Genomic DNA, 16,132 nt, shown 5'->3' on the forward strand with positions numbered 1-16,132 from the left:
CCTGGGCCATGCTGCTGGCGCCGCTTCTAGCTTTTGTCGGCGCTCCCCGTTCGAAAGGCGCTATTGTGACATTGGGGCGGCGGTTTTGTTGCGGACTTCCGTTGCGGCATGCCGGATGACTCGCGGTAGAATCGGGCAAAAGGAGGGGGTATGAACGCAATCGGATTCGCTGCCGTTGGACTGGGTGCCGCTTTCGGTGCCTGGTCGCGCTGGTTGCTCGGCCTGGCGCTCAACCCGCTGTTCGTCGCGCTGCCCGTGGGCACGCTCGCCGCGAACCTGATCGGTGGCTACCTGATCGGCGTTGCCGTTGGCGTCTTTCATCTCAACTCCGGCTTGCCGCTGGCGCTCAAGCTGTTCGCGATCACCGGCTTCCTCGGTGGCTTGACCACCTTCTCGACCTTTTCCGCCGAAGTCGTCGAGCGTCTGCTCGCCGGTCAGCCGGCGCTCGCCATCGGGCTCGCCGCGATCCACCTCACCGGCTCGTTGACGGCGACCTGGCTCGGCCTGCTCAGCGTCGGCGCGACGCGGATCTGGGGCTGATCAGGCGGCCTGCTTCAGCAGCCGCAGGCAGTCGATCGTCGATGCCAGGTCGAGCGCGCTGAAATCGTCCAAGTTGCGCAGCGCCGGGTCGGCGCCGTTGGTCAGCAGCAACTTGACCAGATCGGCCTTGCCGTTCGAGGACGCATACATCAGGCAGGTGGCGCCGTTGCCGTTCTGGCGGTCGATCTCGATGCCGGCGTCGATCAGCCGCTGGAGTAGTCCCGGATTGCCGTTGTAGCAGGCGAGCCAGAGCGCGTTGCAGCCATCGATGTTGCTGACCGCGAGGTCGACGCCGTGCGTCAGCAGTTCGTCGACGATGTCGAGGCGGCCTTCCTTGCAGGCGCGCATCAGCGGCGTGAAGCGGCCGTCGGCCTGCGGCGCCGATAAGCGGTCGCGGGGAAAACCATGGTGGTCGAGGAATTGGGCGAGGCTTGGGCTCATGATTCTTCCTGTTGTCGTTGCGGGTAGGGCGGCGAGCTTTCGATGCGCTCGTCGATCACCGGCGTGCCGACGGTGAAGTGATAGACGCTCTGCCAGCGTTCGCCGCCTAGTCCGGCGACCTCGTGTACCGGATCGTCGAAGAAGCAGCCGATGCCGGTGCCGCGCACGCCGGCGGCCTCGGCTTCGAGGTAGAGCGCCTGGCCGACGCGCCCGGCCTCGCGCAGCAGTTCGCGGTAGCCGGCGCCGTCGGCGGTGGTGAAATCGGCGAGCATGCCGAGCGAGAAGGCGCTGGTCGCGGCGATGTCCTGGTGGCAGTTGAGGGCGCGCGCCAGGCGCTGCAGTTCCGGCAGGCTGGCCCGGGTCAGGCGGCGCAGGCCGAGGTGCGGCGGGCAGTCGTCGACCGGGGTCGCGTCCGGGAAACGGGCGGCCAGCGTCGCCGCCAGTTGGTCGCCGGCGCCGCCGCGCGGCAGCAGGTAGAGGCCGCTGTCGAGGCCGTCGACGCGTAGCACGAAGAGCAGCAGATGGACTTGTGCCGGCGCCGTCTGCCCGATGAACGGGGCGCGCGGGCGCGGCAGCGTGGCGTCGAGCAGGCGCAGGAAGGCGGCGCGTGGCAGCGTCTGGCGTGGGTCGAAACGCTGGCCGCTGCGCCGCTGGCGGATCAGTTGCGCGGCGCCGGCGGTGGTTGGGTGTGGCGGCAGCGGCGGAAACTCGTCGAGTTTTCCCGGCGGCGCTGAAACCGGGATGCTCTCCGGGGTGCGGCTGGCCACCGCCGCTTGGTCGACCAGCGGCCAGCGGTAGCCGGGCGCCGGGTCGATCCGGCTCGGCCGGCCGAGCCAGCCGGCGCCGTCGTGGTGCGCACGCAGGCTGGCGCTGGGTGGTGGCGCGGCGAGGCCGGGAGCGTCGACGACGAGCAGTATTTCGGCTTCCTCGCGCTCGGTGTAGGCGTAGCGGCCGGCCGGGAAATCGGTTTCGCGGTCGAGCCCGAGCAGACCGCCGAGTTCGTCGCCGCCGATGGCGAGCGGGCGCAGCCGCCAGCCGAGCAACTCGGCAGCGTAGGCGAGGGCGCCGAGGGCGTGGCCGACGTCGAGCTGGCAATAGCGGAAGGCGCGCTCGCCGTACTTCCAGGCTTCGCGCCACATCACCGAAGACAGCGCGATCGCCAGCCAGGGCGTGGCGTCGCCGGGCGGGACGAGGACGCGATGTTCCAGTGCGTGCCGCTCGGGATCGTAGTGGTGCAGGCCGTCCGGCACGCCGGGCAGGCCGCCGCACAGCGCCCAGGCCTCGACCGGATGAAGGTTGCCGGACGACGGGTTGCAGCGCAGCGCCCAGCGGTTCGGCCCCCAGCTTTTCCAGGCCGAGATGGCGAACGACAGTTCGAACAGCGCACCGAGACTTTCCAGCGCGGGCGGCACCGGGGCTGGAGGCTGTTCGGCGAGTCGGCCGTAAGCGCGTTCGAAACGATCGGCGGCCAGCGGCAGTTCGAGCACCGGCGCCCCCGGGTAATGGCGGAACGGTGCCGGCTGGGCATCCCAGTCGAGCTGACCGGGGCCTTCGGCGTAGGCATCGAAAGCGTGCTTGGTGCGAGCGTGGTAAAGGCGCAGTGGGTTTTGTGGGCTATCCGACACGGCGAGCGGTCTTTCCTGGTTTTCGTTGTAGGGGAGCAAGGGCTGTGCCGGTGTAGACCGGTTGTTGGCCAGAAGACTCCCGGCAACGAAAATGAAACATCGCAAGCCGATAATTGCCGGCAACAAAAACAAGCTCACCCGCGAAGGCAGATTCTTGCTGCCTGTGCCATGGCCCCGGCCGGTCCGGGATGCCTGCTGCCGACGCCGCCCGCTGGGCGGCGCATTTTTTTCCGGAGTCTCCCGCTCAGAAAAGGCGGCTCAGATGTCCGGCGACTCCCCGTTCGTTGACGAAACTCAGGTCGTACATGGCCGAGAAGGCTTTGGCGTTTTCGTCGCTGAGTCCGGCGATGCACATTACGAACTGTTTTCCCGCCAGGCCCAGACGTTTTTTCAGCGCCAGGTAGCGGTCGATGTTCTGGCGGAATTCGCCGCTCTTGCATTCGATGCAGATTGGCGTGTCACCGTCGATCAGCATGAAAACATCAATTTCGTACGGGTCGCCGTTGCTCAGCGTCAGTTCGAGGCCGCGCGTGCAGGAAAAGCGGCGTTGGCGCTCCTTGGCGTAGCGCAGGCAGCTCATCAGCGCATGCCATTCCAGCCACTCGCCGTTGAAGAAATTGCGGATGGTCGGTGCCGTCTGCAGGATCAGCCGGACGTTGTTTTCCGGCTTGTTGTGGAAGCACTTGGCGACGAAGGAGAAATCGTAGAGCTGCTGGCAGAAGGTGGAGATGGCTTTGGCCTCTTCCGGCGACTTCCTGTCCAGGTTGATCGTCGCGCTGGCGTGCTCCTTCTGCTGCGACCAGCGGATGCGCTCCAGCACTTCCTTGAGTACCGGCAGGTTGGCGCCGATGGCTTCGGCCACTTCGTCGAAGAAGCCACTGGTGTCGACGCCGCGCGTGTTGGCCTGGACCTTGATCTGTTTCTTGCGGAACCAGTCGTAGATCGGACCGTGCTGCAACTCGCTGGCCAGGAAGTCGGTATTGGCGAGGTCGATACCGGCGATCTCGCTGGCCGGCGCGGGGAGCGGTGGTGTCGTGGCGGTGCTCGGGGTCAGGCGGATCACTTCTCGCTGTGCGGCAAAGTACTTGTCGAGCAGTTTTTCGATGAAGAAAAGTGTCGGATAGACCGGTGTTGGCGCACCGCATTTCGGGCAGGCGACGTTCTTGCCGACAACTTCGTCAGGATGCTCGGCGAGCAGTGCGCATTTGTTGCATCGGATGATGGCCATGACGATAATCCGCGGATTCGAGTCCGCGGATTATAACGGGCGAGTAACGCCGGCGGCTGTCCGTCAGACCCGGAACCTAGCCGTCTCGGCGCTCAGGTTGCGCGCGGTGTCGAGCAACGACTGGGCAGCCTGGGCCGTGGTGCGCATGCTCGTGCCGGTATCTTCGACCTGATTGGCGATGCGTTCGACCTGCTGGGCCAGCGAGGTGCTCGCCTCGCTTTGCTCGCGGGTCGATGCGGCGACATCGCGAACCAGGCTCTGGGCCGCCCGTGAGCCTTCGGCGATGCGGTGCAGCAGTTCTGTCGTGTCGCTGGCGGTCGCGCGTGCCTGCTCCGCTTCCGGCAGGGCGGCGTCCATGACCCGGGCGGCGTTGAGCGTTTCGCCCTGAATCCGCTCGACGACACCGGAGATTTCGAGCGTTGCCTTCTCGGTGCGTTCGGCGAGGACGCGCACTTCGTCGGCGACGACCGCGAAGCCGCGCCCCTGTTCGCCGGCGCGGGCAGCCTCGATCGCGGCGTTGAGCGCGAGCAGGTTGGTCTGGCCGGCGATGTCCTTGATCACCGAAGCGATGCGCGCGACTTCCTGGGCGTTGGCCGACAGCGTGCGCACCTTCTCGGCGGCTTCGCCGACGGTTCCGGCCATGGTCGCGATATTGGCGGCGACGGTTTCGACGCTGCGTTCGCCCTGGACGGCGAGTTCGGCGGCGCTGCTGGCATGTTCCTCGGTTTCGCCGGCATTGCTGGAAACGTGGGTGATCGAGACGGTCAATTCTTCCATCGCCGCCGCCATCGTCTGCGTTGCGTCGGTCTGGGCCGAGGCAGCGACGGCAACGCGGGCCGAGGTGTCGGAGATTTCCTGGGCCGCGTTCGCCACCTGAGCGGCGTTTTGCGAAATGTTTGCCATCATCCGGCGCAGGGATTCGACCAGCAGATTGAGTTCGCCGAGCAAACTACCTGGCCGCGCGTTCTTGATCGAGACTGTCAGGTCGCCGGCTGCGACCTGGCTCATCGTCGCCACTGCCAGCGCCGGTTCGCCGCCGATCTGGGCGAGCAGCGAGCGCGCCACCCACCAGGTGATGCCACCGACGAGCACGAGGATCAGTGCGATGACCATGCCGACGTTGCGCAGTTGCCGGTAGAACAGTGCGTCAAGGTCGTCGATGTAGAGCCCGGTGCCGACCACCCAGTCCCACGGCGCGAAGTGCTCGACGCGCTGCAGCTTGGGCACCAAGACCTCGCTGCCCGGCTTGGCGGTTTGCGTTTCGGTGAAGCCGGTCTTGTCGAGCGCGGTCTTGACCAGATCGCGGACAGTGTAGTTGCCTTGCTTGTCCTGGCGGTCCCAGTGACTCTTGCCGACGTATTCCGGACGGACCGGATGCATGACGTTCATGCCCTTGCTGTCGTAAACGTAAAAGTACTCCGGTCCGAGGTAGCGCATGCCGCGCAGCGCGTCGGTCGCGTGCTTCTGCGCCTGCTCGCGGCTGAGTTCGCCTTTCGCTTCCTGTTCCTGAAAAGCCTTGATCGTGCTCGTGGCGATGTGGATGGCGGCGTTCAGCGTCGCCTTGCGGTCCTCGAGCAGTTGTGCGCGCAGGTGCAGAATCTGGAAGGTGCCGAGCAGGATCAGGCCAAGCAGGGCGACCAGGACGGACAGGGTCAGACGCCCCTTCATGCTGGCGAAACTGAATAGATTCACGATTTTTGCCTCCAAGCGTTTGCTGATTTTTTCAGCTTTGGATTTTCTGATGCTCAGGGTATGCCTTCCTGGCGGACCTGTCGATACGTGATCTTGCTTAGCTGACCATCTTTCCGGCGGAGGAGTGGGATTGCGCCAGTCTGTCCGCCTCGTCGGGCGAATATAATTCGCCCCCATGTCTGCCAACTTCCGCAAGCCCGCGTCGCGCGACGACGTTTCCCTGTCCACCCTGACTGCCGATGCCCGTCGCCTGCGCGCGCTGCAGCGCGAACTGCCACGGTCGACTGGCGACAAGCGGCAAAAACTGCAGGCTGATCTGGAGAAGTTGCTCGCCACGTCACAGGCCGCCGTTGGCGAACGGCGCGGCAAGCTGCCGCAACCGGAATTCCAGCCCGACCTGCCGGTCAACGAGCGGCGCGACGAAATCGCCGAACTGATCGCCAGGCACCAAGTGGTCATCGTCTGCGGCGAGACCGGTTCAGGCAAGACGACGCAGTTGCCGAAGATCTGTCTCGACCTCGGCATCGGTGCCCGTGGCCTGATCGGCCACACGCAGCCGCGCCGGCTGGCCGCGCGGTCGGTGGCGACGCGGTTGGCGCAGGAACTGAAGACGCAGGTCGGCGCCGGCGTCGGCGTGAAAATCCGCTTCCACGACAAGTCGACGCCGGAGAGCTGGGTCAAGCTGATGACCGACGGCATCCTGCTCGCCGAGTCGCAAAGTGATCCTTACCTGAACGCCTACGAGGCGATCATCATCGACGAGGCGCACGAGCGCAGCCTGAACATCGATTTCCTGCTCGGCTACCTGAAGCAGTTGCTGCCGCGCCGGCCTGATCTCAAGGTGATCATTACCTCGGCGACCATCGACGCCGAGCGCTTCTCGCAGCATTTCAACGGGGCGCCGGTGATCGAGGTGTCCGGCCGCCTGTACCCGGTCGAAGTGCGCCATCGTCCGGTCGAGGACATCGACAAGAAGGACGACGAGCGCGACCTCTACGACGCCATCGTCGATGCCGCCGACGAACTGGCCCGGCTGGGTTCCGGCGACATCCTCGTCTTTCTGCCCGGCGAGCGCGAAATCCGCGAGGCGGCGGAGGCACTGCGCAAGCATGCCTTGGCTAGACCCGGCCTGAGCAGCGCGCATGCGCCGGAAATCCTGCCGCTGTTCTCGCGCCTTTCGGCCGGCGAGCAGGACCGCATCTTCAAGCCCTCGGGCGGCCAGCGGCGCATCGTGCTGGCCACCAACGTCGCCGAAACCTCGCTCACCGTGCCGGGCATCCGCTACGTCATCGACACCGGGCTGGCGCGGGTCAAGCGCTACTCGTACCGCAACAAGGTCGAGCAGTTGCAGGTCGAGAAGATTTCGCAGGCGGCGGCGCGGCAGCGCGCCGGCCGCTGCGGCCGGGTGGCGGCGGGTGTGTGCATCCGCCTCTACGACGAGGCCGATTTCAACGCCCGGCCGCCGTTCACCGATCCGGAAATCCTGCGTTCCTCGTTGGCCGGCGTCATCCTGCGCATGAAGTCGCTGCGCCTGACCGACGTCGAGAGCTTCCCCTTCATCGAGCCGCCGCCGGCCAAGGCGATCAGCGACGGCTATGCGCTGTTGCAGGAACTCGGCGCGCTTGACGACGACAACCGCCTGACCAAGGTCGGCGAGGCGCTGGCGAAACTGCCGCTCGATCCGCGCATCGGTCGCATGCTGGTCGCCGCGCGTGACCTCGGCTGCCTGAAGGAAGTGCTGGTCATCGCCGCCGGGCTGTCCACGCAGGATCCGCGCGAACGGCCGCAGGAGCGGCAGCAGGCGGCGGATGAGAAGCACAAGCTGTTTGCCGACGAGAAGTCGGAATTCCTGAGTTGGGTCAAACTCTGGCAGTGGTTCCAGAACGCCGTCGAGCACAAGAAATCGAACAAGTCGCTGGTCGATACCTGCCACGCGCATTTCCTCTCCTACCTGCGCCTGCGCGAATGGCGCGAGGTGCACGGCCAGTTGCACGCGATGGTGACTGAACTCGGCTGGAAGGAAAACGAGATTCCCGGCACCTACGACGCCATCCACATGGCGCTGCTTTCCGGCCTGTTGGGCAATATCGGCTGCAAGTCGGACGAGTCCGGTTACTACCTCGGCGCGCGCGGCATCCGCTTCCTGATTCACCCGTCGTCGCCGCTGCAGAAGAAGGCCGGCAAGTGGATCATGGCGGCCGAGATCACCGAGACGACGCGCCTGTTCGGGCGTTGCGTGGCGCGCATCGAGGACTCCTGGATCGAGAAAGTGGGCGCTCACCTGATCAAGCGCCAGTACTTCGATCCGCACTGGGAAAAGAAGGCGATGCAGGTTGCCGGCTGGGAACGCACGACGCTCTACGGAATCGTCATCAACCCCAAGCGACGCATCCATTACGGCCCGCTGGCGCCGGCCGAGGCGCGCGAGATCTTCATCCGTCAGGGGCTGGTTGCCGAGGAGATCGAGGAGTCGTTTGCCAAGCGCTGGCCCTTCTTCCAGCACAACCAGAAGCAGATCCGCGAGATCGAGAAGATCGAGCACAAGCAGCGCCGCCAGGACGTGCTGGTCGATGACGAACTGATCTTCGCCTTCTACGACCACCTGATTCCGGAAGACATCCACAACGGCGCCACCTTCGACCACTGGCGCAAGAGCGCCGAGCAGGACAACCCGAAGCTGCTGTTCCTGGCCAAGGACGACCTGATGCGCCACTCGGCGGCCGGCGTCACCACCGAGGCCTTCCCGCACAGGCTCAAGGCCGGTGGTGTGGAGTATGCGCTCACTTATCACTTCGAGCCGGGCTCGCCGAGGGACGGCGTGACGCTGACGCTGCCATTGGCGCAGTTGAACCAGATTCCGGCGGCGCGCATGGAATGGCTGGTGCCGGGCTTGATCAAGGAAAAACTGGTGCAGTTGATCAAGACGCTGCCGCAGAAAATCCGCGCCAAGCTGGTGCCGGTGCCGGAATTCGTCGAGGAGTTCCTCGCCGCTGTCGAAGGCAACGACCGCAAGCTCAACCAGGGCATCATCAATCCGCTGATCGAATTCATCCTCGAAGCGCGCGGGCTGAACGCGCGCGGCTGGGCGGTGACGCCCGACGCCTTCCGCCCCGACGCGCTGCCGCCGCACTTCTCGATGAACTACAAGCTGATTGACGAGCACGGCCGGCAACTCGACATGAACCGCAGCCTGGTCGCGCTGCGCGGCGAATGGGGCAGGGAAGCCAAGGAGGAATTCGCCGACCTGCACGAAACGCCTTCCGAATACACCCAACTGACCGACTGGACCTTCGGCGAACTGCCGGAACTGATGGAAGTGCCGGTCGGGAAACAAACCGTGATCGGCTATCCGGCGCTGATCGACGACGGCGAGACAGTCAGCCTGAAGGTTTTCGACTCCGCCGAGGAAGCTGCCGACGCGCACCGCAAGGGCCTGTCGCGCCTGTTCATGCTGCAGTTCAGGGAGCAGGTGAAGTACTTCGACAAGAACGTCCCCGGCCTGACCCAGATGGCGATGCAGTTCATGGCGCTGGGCAGCAGCGACGACCTGAAGCGGCAGCTCGTCGAACTGACCTTCGAGCGTGCCTGCCTGACCGAACCGCTGCCGACCACACCGGACGCCTTCAAGGCACGTTGTGCCGAGGCCAAGGCGCGGCTCGGGCTGATCATGCAGGAAGTCTGCCGCCTGGTCGGCACCGTGCTCAGCGAATGGCAGGCGGCGGTCAAGAAATTGCCGGCGTTCAAGGCGCACGCGGCGGCCGTCGCCGACATCGAGGCGCAGTTGAAGCGGCTGATCGGCAAGAACTTCGTCGTCGACACGCCCTTCGAGCGTCTGCAGCACTACCCGCGCTACCTGAAGGCGGTCGGCGTGCGGCTCGACAAGCTCAAGGCCAACCCCGCCCGCGACGCGCAATTGATGGCCGAGTACGCGCCGCTATGGACCAACTACGAGCGCCGCGCGATCCAGCTGGCGAAGATGGGTACGGTCGACCCGCAAATCGAGCAATTCCGCTGGCTGCTTGAAGAACTGCGCGTCGGGCTGTACGCGCAGGAACTGCGCACGCCGGTGCCGGTCTCGGTCAAGCGGCTGCAGAAGCAATGGGAAGGGATGGCTCGCTGAGTCAGGCCATGACGCTGATGCTGCCGGCGATGCTGCTCAGCGTCAGCGTCGGCGCCATCCCGGCGGCGGCACCGAGTCCGCCATAGAGGTCGCCGCCGCCTCTGAGCGCGGCATCGACCTGGTGCAGCGCATTTTCCGCCGCTCTGAACTCGTCATCTTCCCGCTGGTGGGCCTTGCGCATCCGGGCCTTGGCCTGTTCGAGCAGTGCCTTCAACTGCTTGGCCACTTCCTCCAGTTTGTCGCGCAAGGACTTGTCGTCGCCGGCATCATTCGCCGCCGGCTCGCTTGCCGCCGAGGCAGCCGGCGCACGCTCCGGGCTTTCTTCGACCGTCGCCGATTCGGACGAGGGAGGCGAACTGGCGATGGCGGCGCCAGTCGTCCCGGCAGCAGCGCCGCCGCTGTCGCCGCCCGCCACCTTGGCCATGCCGGCAAGTTCCTTGGCGATCGTCGAAATCTGGCGAAGAATGGCCTTGGCCTGTTCCGGTGGCAGGCCGATCAACATCGCCCGCAACTGCTTGATTCTCTCCTTCAATTGCTCGACCCGGGATGCGGCGTGCGCCTTCGCGGTGTCCTTTGGGCTGGGCATGGCGCGCAGGCGGCGCAGGCCTTCCTGCATGTTCTGCCATCGCTCTTCCTGGCGTTCTGCCCAGACATCGCGGGTCCTGGTCGAAGACAAGGCGATCGTTTGGCTGGCGGACAAGGACGGCAGGTTCATCGGGACGGGAAAACAGAGGCAATGGCAGTTCTACGGCGAGGGCGGCAAAAACTTTAAAATGACGCCTGCGTTCGCTTTCCGGAAGGTGCCGTGATGGAACTCGTGGTTCTGGCCTTGGGCCGCTCGTTGGCCGACCTGCGTGCCGGTCGGGTCTGGTTGTACCTGTTGTTGCCGGCATTGGCCGCCATGCTGCTCTCGGTGGCGCTGGCGCTGTGGGGGCTGGGCTGGCTGGCCGAGCAACTGCTCGTACTGCCGCCGATGACCTGGCTCGCCGCCTGGGGGCTGGTCTGGCTGGCCACCTTCCTGGCCTGGCTGGGCGGCTGGCTGGCGATCTTTGCCGTCGCCTACCTGTGTGCCTCGCTGCTCGCGGCGATCGTCATCATGCCGCTGTTGCTCAAGCATCTGTCGGAAACCGAGTACCGCGACCTGGCCGCGATGGGGCGCGACAGCTTCGTCGCCGCCACGGTCAACAGCCTGGGGGCGGCGCTGATCTTCGTCGTCGCCTGGCTGGTGACCATCCCGCTGTGGCTGATTCCCGGCTTCTCACTGCTCGTTCCGTTGCTGCTGATGGCCTGGCTCAACCGGCGCACCTTCGCCTACGACGCGCTGTCGCTGCACGCGAGCGACGCCGAATGGGCCAGCCTGCGGGCGCAGCACAAGCTGCCGCTGTTCCTGCTCGGCCTGCTCATGGCGGTGCTCGCCCACGTGCCGGTGCTCGGCCTCCTGGTGCCGGCGCTGGCTGCGCTATCATTCGTTCATTACGGGCTGGAAGCCCTGCGCCGCTCGCGCGGTGGCGCCATCGTCAGCATTCAGGGAGAACAAGCATGAGTCGAACCTTCGGCGCCGTCATCATCGGCGACGAAATCCTGTCCGGCAAACGCCAGGACAAGCACTTCGCGAAGATCGCCGAGCTGCTCGGCGCGCGCGGCCTGCAACTGTCCTGGGTCGAATATCTGGGCGACGACCGGCAGCGCCTGACCGACACCTTCAAGCGCACGATGGCTGCCGGTGACGTCGTCTTTTCCTGCGGTGGTATCGGCAACACGCCCGACGACCACACCCGGCAGGCGGTGGCGGCGGCGCTCGGCGTCGATCTTGAACTGCACCCGGAAGGTTTCGAGGAGCTGAAGGTACGCTTCGCCAACGAGGAAATCACCGAGCAGCGCAAGCTGCTGGTCACCTTCCCGCGCGGCGTGCGCATCGTGCCCAACCCGTTCAACCGCATCCCGGGTTTCATGGCCAACGAGCACTATTTCGTGCCCGGCTTCCCGCAGATGGCGCATCCGATGATCGAGTGGGCGCTCGACAGCTTCTACCGGGACCAATTCAGGGCGGTCGGCGACAAGGTCGAGAAAGCCTTCCTGCTGACCGGGCCGAACGCCTACGAGAGCGCGCTGCTCGACCTGATGGAGCGCATCGTCGCCGCCTACCCGAGCCTGCGCCTGTTCTCGCTGCCCTCGCTGGTCGGCCAGGAGCGCCGGCACCTGGAGCTGGGCGTCGAAGGCGCGCCGGCGCTGGTCGAGCGGGCGATGGAGGAAATCCGCATCGAGATCGAAAAGCGCGGCATCACCTGGCGCTGGCGGGAGGACGCATGAAGCCGGCTGAACATCCCACCGCCCAGCGCACCCAGCAATTGCTCGTCGCCGCCGGGCTGGTCGGCAGTGTCGTCGAATTCGAGCAGCCGACCCGGACCAGCGCCGAAGCGGCGGCGGCGATCGGCTGTTCGGTGGCCGAGATCGCCAAGTCCATCGTCTTTCGCGGCAAGGAAAGCGGGCAGGCGGTGCTGGTCGTCGCCAGCGGCGACAACCGCGTCTGCGAGCGCAAGGTGGCGGCGCTGGTTGGCGAGAAGCTCGGCCGCGCCGATGCCGATTTCGTCCGTGCGGCAACCGGCTACGCCATCGGCGGCGTCGCTCCGCTCGGTCACGCGCAACCACTGCGCCTGTTGCTCGATCGCGACCTGCTGCGCTTTACGCGCGTCTGGGCAGCCGGCGGCACGCCGTATTCGGTGTTTCCGCTGACGCCGGCAGAGCTTGCCGCGATTACCACCGCCGACTGGCAGGACATCCGCCAGGACTGATTTCCAGGCAATAAAAAACCCGCGACTGGCGCGGGTTTTCGGGGTTGGGGTTGGGTGGCGCCTGTTTTATTTGGTGGCGCTCTTGCGGGCGGCGGCGGTGGCGCTGGTCTTGGCCGGCGCTGCTGCCTTGGTGGCGGCCTGCATGTTGGCTTCGGCGATGTCGGACAGCTGCTTGGCCATCGAGTTCATCTGGCCGAAGGCCTTGGTCGAGGCGTCGAGCATGGTCTGCATGGTCGCCGCGAACACGTCGCCGCCGACCGGCGTCGCCGTCTTGGCCTTTTCCACCGCGCTGGCAGCGGTCTGCTGGAAGTTGCTGTACTGCGCTTCCATCACCGAGGTGACTTCCTTCTGCATTTCGGTGACCAGGTCATAGAGGCTGCGGGAATAGTCCATCAGCTTCTCGGTGCTCGGCTGGGTCAGTTCGCTGCCCAGCTTGGCGACGGCGTTGGCGTCCTTGGCGGCGAGCAGTTGCTGGGTGCTGGCAACCGTCGTGTTGAAGAACTCGCGGGTCGCCGCCATGTTCAGCGCGGTCAGGCGCTCGAGGCCGTTGAAGGCGGTGCGCATGAGGGCGGTCATCACTTCGGCGTTGGCTTTCTGTGCTGCGGTCAGTTGCTCAAGGTTCGGGTTGCTCATCGTTATCTCCAGCGTGCGTTTTATAGGTGGTTGGGATGAAACAAAGCCTCCGCCCGGAGGCAGAGGCCTGGATGCAACAACTTACTTCTTCTTGGGGGCGGCGGTGGCGCTGACCGCCTTGACCGTGGCGTTGGTGGCGGCGGCAACGTTGGCTTCGGCAATCTCGGCAACCTGCTTGGCGGCCTTGTTCATGTTGTCGAAAGCCGAGTTGGCGGCGGCGATGGCGCTCTTGACGGCAGCGACGGCAACGTCGGAGCCGGCCGGGGCGGACTTGGCGGCTTGATCGAGCAGACCGGAGACGGTCTTCTGGAAGTCGGAGAACTGGGCTTCGACCATCTTCGACAGTTCTTCCTGGGTCTGGGCCGAGATTTCATAGACGCTGCGCGAGTAGGCAACGGCCTTCTCGACGTTCGGCTGGGCCAGCGAGGCCTGGATCGACAGGGCTTCCTGGACGTCCTTGGCGCCCATCAGCGCCTTCGCGCCGGAGACGGAATCTTCCATCAGCGAGCGGGCGGTGTTCAGGTTCAGGGCGGCGATGCGTTCGGCGGAGGCGAGCGCGGTGTTGGCGAGGGACAGCAGGGAATCGACGGTGGCTTTGTTGGCAGCGGCGAATTGCTCGGGCGTCTTGAACATGGGGGTCTCCGGAAAGAAAAGTCTGGCAGAACAGGGGTGGCCTTGGCAGTGCCGTTTCGCTTTGCGTTGCTGCACCGCACCATGTCTTTGATTATAGACGAGCGTGTTGACTTGTCAACAACTATTTTGTGCACTGCACAAACAGGATAAATCCTTTCGAATCAGCCATGTGATTGATGCTAATGGTATTTTATCGAGGGTCTTTCGGGTCGATGTCGCCGGCGCTGCGCAGTTGCAGATTGTCGCCACGGGTACTCGGACGGCTCGGTTCGCTGCCCTTGCTGCGCGGCTGGATCACCGCCCGCACGCGCGGTGTGGCGCCCTTCGGGTCGCTCGCCTCGCCAGCGCTGGCGAGGAACTTCTCGCTGACCGCGTCGTACCAGATGTAGTCGCCGCGGACCTCGTCCTCGCCGGCGCGGATGTGGGCGCGGTGGAAAAGTTCGGCGATCTCGCTGTTGCTGTCGTATTCGATGCGCTCGGCTTCGCCTTCGACGTAATCTTCGCGCCCGTCGCGTTTCTGGCGGAAGCTCGCCTTGCCGCCCGGCGGGGCGAAAGCGATGCCCTTCTGGAAGCCATAGCGGTCCTCGCTGACGATGATGCGTGCCGCCTTGATCATCAGCGTGCCCTTGCTGATGACGACATCGCCTTCGAGGATCTGCTGCTTCTTGGCGTCGTCGATCGAGATGCGGTTGGCTTCGAGCAGCATCGGCTTGTCGCGGTCGGCCTTTTCGGCGAAGGCGGGGGGGCAGCCAAGAATGATGGCGGCGAGCAGGGCGGGGCGAAGGATCATGGCTTGGCTCTGGCGGAAAGGTAGCGACCGCGAACCTGCGAGCGCAGTTCGAAGGTCGAGGCCTTGTTGTCGATGCGGGCGCCGACGCCACTGATTTCGGAGGCGCCCAGGGTAATGGTCATGGCCTGGTCGGTATGGGCTTTGCCGGTTTCCGGCTCGACGGTCAGCGTCGAGGTCCGGGCATTGAGTTCAGGGCGTTTTTCGGTGGCGGCGCGGGTGATTTCCACGCTGTCGTCGAGGGTGATCGTTTCGCCGCGAGCCGTGACCTTCGCTTGGCCGGCAGTCAGGATGAGCGGGGGCGCGTCGTCGCGATAGGCGAGCAGACGCGGCGAAGTGATCAGTGAGCTGTCATCCTCGGGGAAGTGACGCAGTTGTGGAGCGCTCAGCCGGTATTGCAGTTTGCCTTGCTCGTCGAGGCGGCGGACTTCGAAATTTTCGACGATGGCATCGGCTTCATGGGTCGCCAGGCGCTTTCCCGGACGCACTTCGTCGGTGGTGAGGATCGCCTGCAGCCAGAAACTGAGCCCCGCCAGCAGCGCCAGCAGGGTGATCGGGAAGAGTTGGCCGGACCAGTTCTTCATGGCAGGAGTGTGATGGCGCTCATCAGATGACCTTGGCGGTGAACAGGTCGTGCATGTTGAGCGCGCCCTGCAGCTTGCCGTCCTCGTCGCAGACGAGCAGGGCATTGATGCGCAGGCGCTCCATCATTTCGACGGCTTCGACGGCCAGGCGATCGGCGCCGATGGTGCGCGGGGTGGCAGTCATCGCGGCGACGATGCTGGCGTCCTGGAGGTCGATGCGTTTCTCGAAGGCGCGCCGCAGGTCGCCGTCGGTGAAGATGCCGACCGGCCGGTCGGTGTCATCGACCACGGCAACCAGACCGAGGCCGCCGTGGGACATGGCGACGATGGCCTCGCTGATCGGCGTTGTCGGCGCTACCGCCGGCACTCGGTCGCGCTGGCGCATGACGTCGCGGACGTGGGTCAGCAGGCGGCGGCCGAGCGATCCGCCGGGGTGCGAGCGGGCGAAATCCTCCGGGCCGAAGCCGCGGGCGTCGAGCAGGGCGACCGCCAGTGCGTCGCCGAGGGCCAGCGCGGCGGTGGTCGAGGCGGTTGGCGCCAGGTTGAGTGGGCAGGCTTCCTGGGCGACCCCGGCGTCGAGGTGGACGTCGGCTTCGCGGGCCAGCGTCGAGGTCGGGTTGCCGGTCATCGCGACGACCCGCGCGCCCTGCCGCTTGAGGGCTGGCAGAATGCGCAGCAACTCTTCCGATTCGCCGGAGTTGGACAGCGCCAGCAGGATGTCGTGGCGGGTGATCATGCCGAGGTCGCCGTGACTGGCCTCGGCCGGATGAACGAAGTAGGCCGGGGTGCCGGTGCTGGCCATGGTGGCGGCGATCTTGCGCGCGATGTGGCCGGACTTGCCCATGCCGCTGACGATCAGCCGGCCGCAGCTGTCGAGGATGAGGCGGACGGCGGCGGCGAAGCTGTCGTCGATCCGCGCCTGCAGCGCCGCGACTGCCGCCGCCTCGATGGCGAGCGTCTGCCGGCCCAGCAGCAGGGCGCGTTCCGGCGAAAAACAGGCGGGCGACGGATTTGGGTTCATGGGCGGGCTGCGGTTATGATGGCCGGAGTATACCTG

At 65.7% G+C, this 16,132-nt stretch carries 15 protein-coding genes; 5 read left to right on the forward strand and 10 right to left on the reverse strand.

Features of this window, described 5'->3' with window-relative positions:
* Positions 1-150 precede the first annotated feature (150 nt).
* Entirely contained in the window at positions 151-540 is a 390-nt protein-coding gene (gene crcB / locus ACLIIZ_RS05605; protein WP_416691137.1) for a fluoride efflux transporter CrcB, read from the forward strand.
* Here crcB and ACLIIZ_RS05610 read toward each other — a convergent pair whose 3' ends face one another.
* The 4 genes from ACLIIZ_RS05610 to ACLIIZ_RS05625 form a co-directional block, all read right to left on the reverse strand.
* Positions 541-981, reverse strand: coding sequence for an ankyrin repeat domain-containing protein (locus ACLIIZ_RS05610; RefSeq protein ID WP_416691138.1), 441 nt, complete (start codon positions 979-981; stop codon positions 541-543).
* Positions 978-2,645, reverse strand: a complete 1,668-nt coding sequence (locus ACLIIZ_RS05615; RefSeq protein WP_416691139.1) for a SagB/ThcOx family dehydrogenase — start codon at positions 2,643-2,645, stop codon at positions 978-980. The genes ACLIIZ_RS05610 and ACLIIZ_RS05615 overlap by 4 nt, the downstream gene beginning before the upstream one ends.
* 205 nt (positions 2,646-2,850) lie before the next feature.
* Positions 2,851-3,834, reverse strand: coding sequence for a hypothetical protein (locus ACLIIZ_RS05620; protein ID WP_416691140.1), 984 nt, complete (start codon positions 3,832-3,834; stop codon positions 2,851-2,853).
* A gap of 63 nt (positions 3,835-3,897) precedes the next feature.
* The gene (locus ACLIIZ_RS05625; RefSeq protein WP_416691141.1) at positions 3,898-5,526 is read right to left on the reverse strand and encodes a methyl-accepting chemotaxis protein; all 1,629 of its coding nucleotides are present in this window, start codon (positions 5,524-5,526) and stop codon (positions 3,898-3,900) included.
* A gap of 175 nt (positions 5,527-5,701) precedes the next feature.
* On the opposite strand from ACLIIZ_RS05625, the gene hrpA reads away from it, so the two are divergent.
* Complete coding sequence (hrpA, locus tag ACLIIZ_RS05630; protein WP_416691142.1) at positions 5,702-9,646, forward strand: ATP-dependent RNA helicase HrpA; 3,945 nt, start codon at positions 5,702-5,704, stop codon at positions 9,644-9,646.
* A 1-nt stretch (position 9,647) separates the two neighbouring features.
* Here hrpA and ACLIIZ_RS05635 read toward each other — a convergent pair whose 3' ends face one another.
* Positions 9,648-10,346, reverse strand: coding sequence for a hypothetical protein (locus ACLIIZ_RS05635; protein ID WP_416691143.1), 699 nt, complete (start codon positions 10,344-10,346; stop codon positions 9,648-9,650).
* Positions 10,347-10,454: 108 nt separating this feature from the next.
* Here ACLIIZ_RS05635 and ACLIIZ_RS05640 point away from each other — a divergent pair, with 108 nt between their 5' ends.
* From ACLIIZ_RS05640 to ACLIIZ_RS05650, 3 genes are read left to right on the forward strand one after another with little or no spacing between them, the layout of a single operon-like run.
* On the forward strand, positions 10,455-11,189 hold the full coding sequence (locus ACLIIZ_RS05640; protein WP_416691144.1) for an EI24 domain-containing protein: 735 nt from the start codon (positions 10,455-10,457) through the stop codon (positions 11,187-11,189).
* Positions 11,186-11,956: a competence/damage-inducible protein A gene (locus ACLIIZ_RS05645; RefSeq protein WP_416691145.1), complete on the forward strand. Its 771-nt coding sequence runs from the start codon at positions 11,186-11,188 to the stop codon at positions 11,954-11,956. Before ACLIIZ_RS05640 ends, ACLIIZ_RS05645 begins: the two co-directional genes overlap by 4 nt.
* Entirely contained in the window at positions 11,953-12,438 is a 486-nt protein-coding gene (locus ACLIIZ_RS05650; RefSeq protein WP_416691146.1) for a YbaK/EbsC family protein, read from the forward strand. The genes ACLIIZ_RS05645 and ACLIIZ_RS05650 overlap by 4 nt, the downstream gene beginning before the upstream one ends.
* A gap of 66 nt (positions 12,439-12,504) precedes the next feature.
* Here the strand turns inward: ACLIIZ_RS05650 and ACLIIZ_RS05655 are convergent, their stop codons facing one another.
* The 5 genes from ACLIIZ_RS05655 to ACLIIZ_RS05675 all read right to left on the reverse strand — a co-directional run bounded on the left by ACLIIZ_RS05655 (position 12,505) and on the right by ACLIIZ_RS05675 (position 16,096).
* Positions 12,505-13,071: a phasin family protein gene (locus ACLIIZ_RS05655; protein WP_416691147.1), complete on the reverse strand. Its 567-nt coding sequence runs from the start codon at positions 13,069-13,071 to the stop codon at positions 12,505-12,507.
* Positions 13,072-13,152: 81 nt separating this feature from the next.
* The gene (locus ACLIIZ_RS05660) at positions 13,153-13,704 is read right to left on the reverse strand and encodes a phasin family protein (RefSeq protein ID WP_416691148.1); all 552 of its coding nucleotides are present in this window, start codon (positions 13,702-13,704) and stop codon (positions 13,153-13,155) included.
* 190 nt (positions 13,705-13,894) lie between these two features.
* Entirely contained in the window at positions 13,895-14,494 is a 600-nt protein-coding gene (lptA, locus tag ACLIIZ_RS05665) for a lipopolysaccharide transport periplasmic protein LptA (protein ID WP_416691149.1), read from the reverse strand.
* A complete protein-coding gene (gene lptC, locus ACLIIZ_RS05670; RefSeq protein WP_416691150.1) occupies positions 14,491-15,075 on the reverse strand; it encodes an LPS export ABC transporter periplasmic protein LptC in 585 nt (194 codons plus the stop codon). Before lptC ends, lptA begins: the two co-directional genes overlap by 4 nt.
* Before the next feature lie 22 nt (positions 15,076-15,097).
* Complete coding sequence (locus tag ACLIIZ_RS05675; RefSeq protein ID WP_416691151.1) at positions 15,098-16,096, reverse strand: KpsF/GutQ family sugar-phosphate isomerase; 999 nt, start codon at positions 16,094-16,096, stop codon at positions 15,098-15,100.
* Positions 16,097-16,132: the final 36 nt, after the last annotated feature.

The organism is Azonexus caeni, assembly GCF_048146105.1.
Lineage (GTDB): Bacteria > Pseudomonadota > Gammaproteobacteria > Burkholderiales > Rhodocyclaceae > Azonexus > Azonexus aromaticus_B.

Bases quoted from the DNA above. Each gene is read 5' to 3' on its own strand.
- ACLIIZ_RS05620 (WP_416691140.1), bottom strand. From the start codon at position 3,834: ATGGCCATCATCCGATGCAACAAATGCGCACTGCTCGCCGAGCATCCT.
- ACLIIZ_RS05660 (WP_416691148.1), bottom strand. From the start codon at position 13,704: ATGTTCAAGACGCCCGAGCAATTCGCCGCTGCCAACAAAGCCACCGTC.
- lptC (WP_416691150.1), bottom strand. From the start codon at position 15,075: ATGAAGAACTGGTCCGGCCAACTCTTCCCGATCACCCTGCTGGCGCTG.
- ACLIIZ_RS05655 (WP_416691147.1), bottom strand. From the start codon at position 13,071: ATGAGCAACCCGAACCTTGAGCAACTGACCGCAGCACAGAAAGCCAAC.
- ACLIIZ_RS05640 (WP_416691144.1), top strand. From the start codon at position 10,455: ATGGAACTCGTGGTTCTGGCCTTGGGCCGCTCGTTGGCCGACCTGCGT.
- crcB (WP_416691137.1), top strand. From the start codon at position 151: ATGAACGCAATCGGATTCGCTGCCGTTGGACTGGGTGCCGCTTTCGGT.
- lptA (WP_416691149.1), bottom strand. From the start codon at position 14,494: ATGATCCTTCGCCCCGCCCTGCTCGCCGCCATCATTCTTGGCTGCCCC.
- ACLIIZ_RS05610 (WP_416691138.1), bottom strand. From the start codon at position 981: ATGAGCCCAAGCCTCGCCCAATTCCTCGACCACCATGGTTTTCCCCGC.
- hrpA (WP_416691142.1), top strand. From the start codon at position 5,702: ATGTCTGCCAACTTCCGCAAGCCCGCGTCGCGCGACGACGTTTCCCTG.
- ACLIIZ_RS05650 (WP_416691146.1), top strand. From the start codon at position 11,953: ATGAAGCCGGCTGAACATCCCACCGCCCAGCGCACCCAGCAATTGCTC.
- ACLIIZ_RS05645 (WP_416691145.1), top strand. From the start codon at position 11,186: ATGAGTCGAACCTTCGGCGCCGTCATCATCGGCGACGAAATCCTGTCC.
- ACLIIZ_RS05675 (WP_416691151.1), bottom strand. From the start codon at position 16,096: ATGAACCCAAATCCGTCGCCCGCCTGTTTTTCGCCGGAACGCGCCCTG.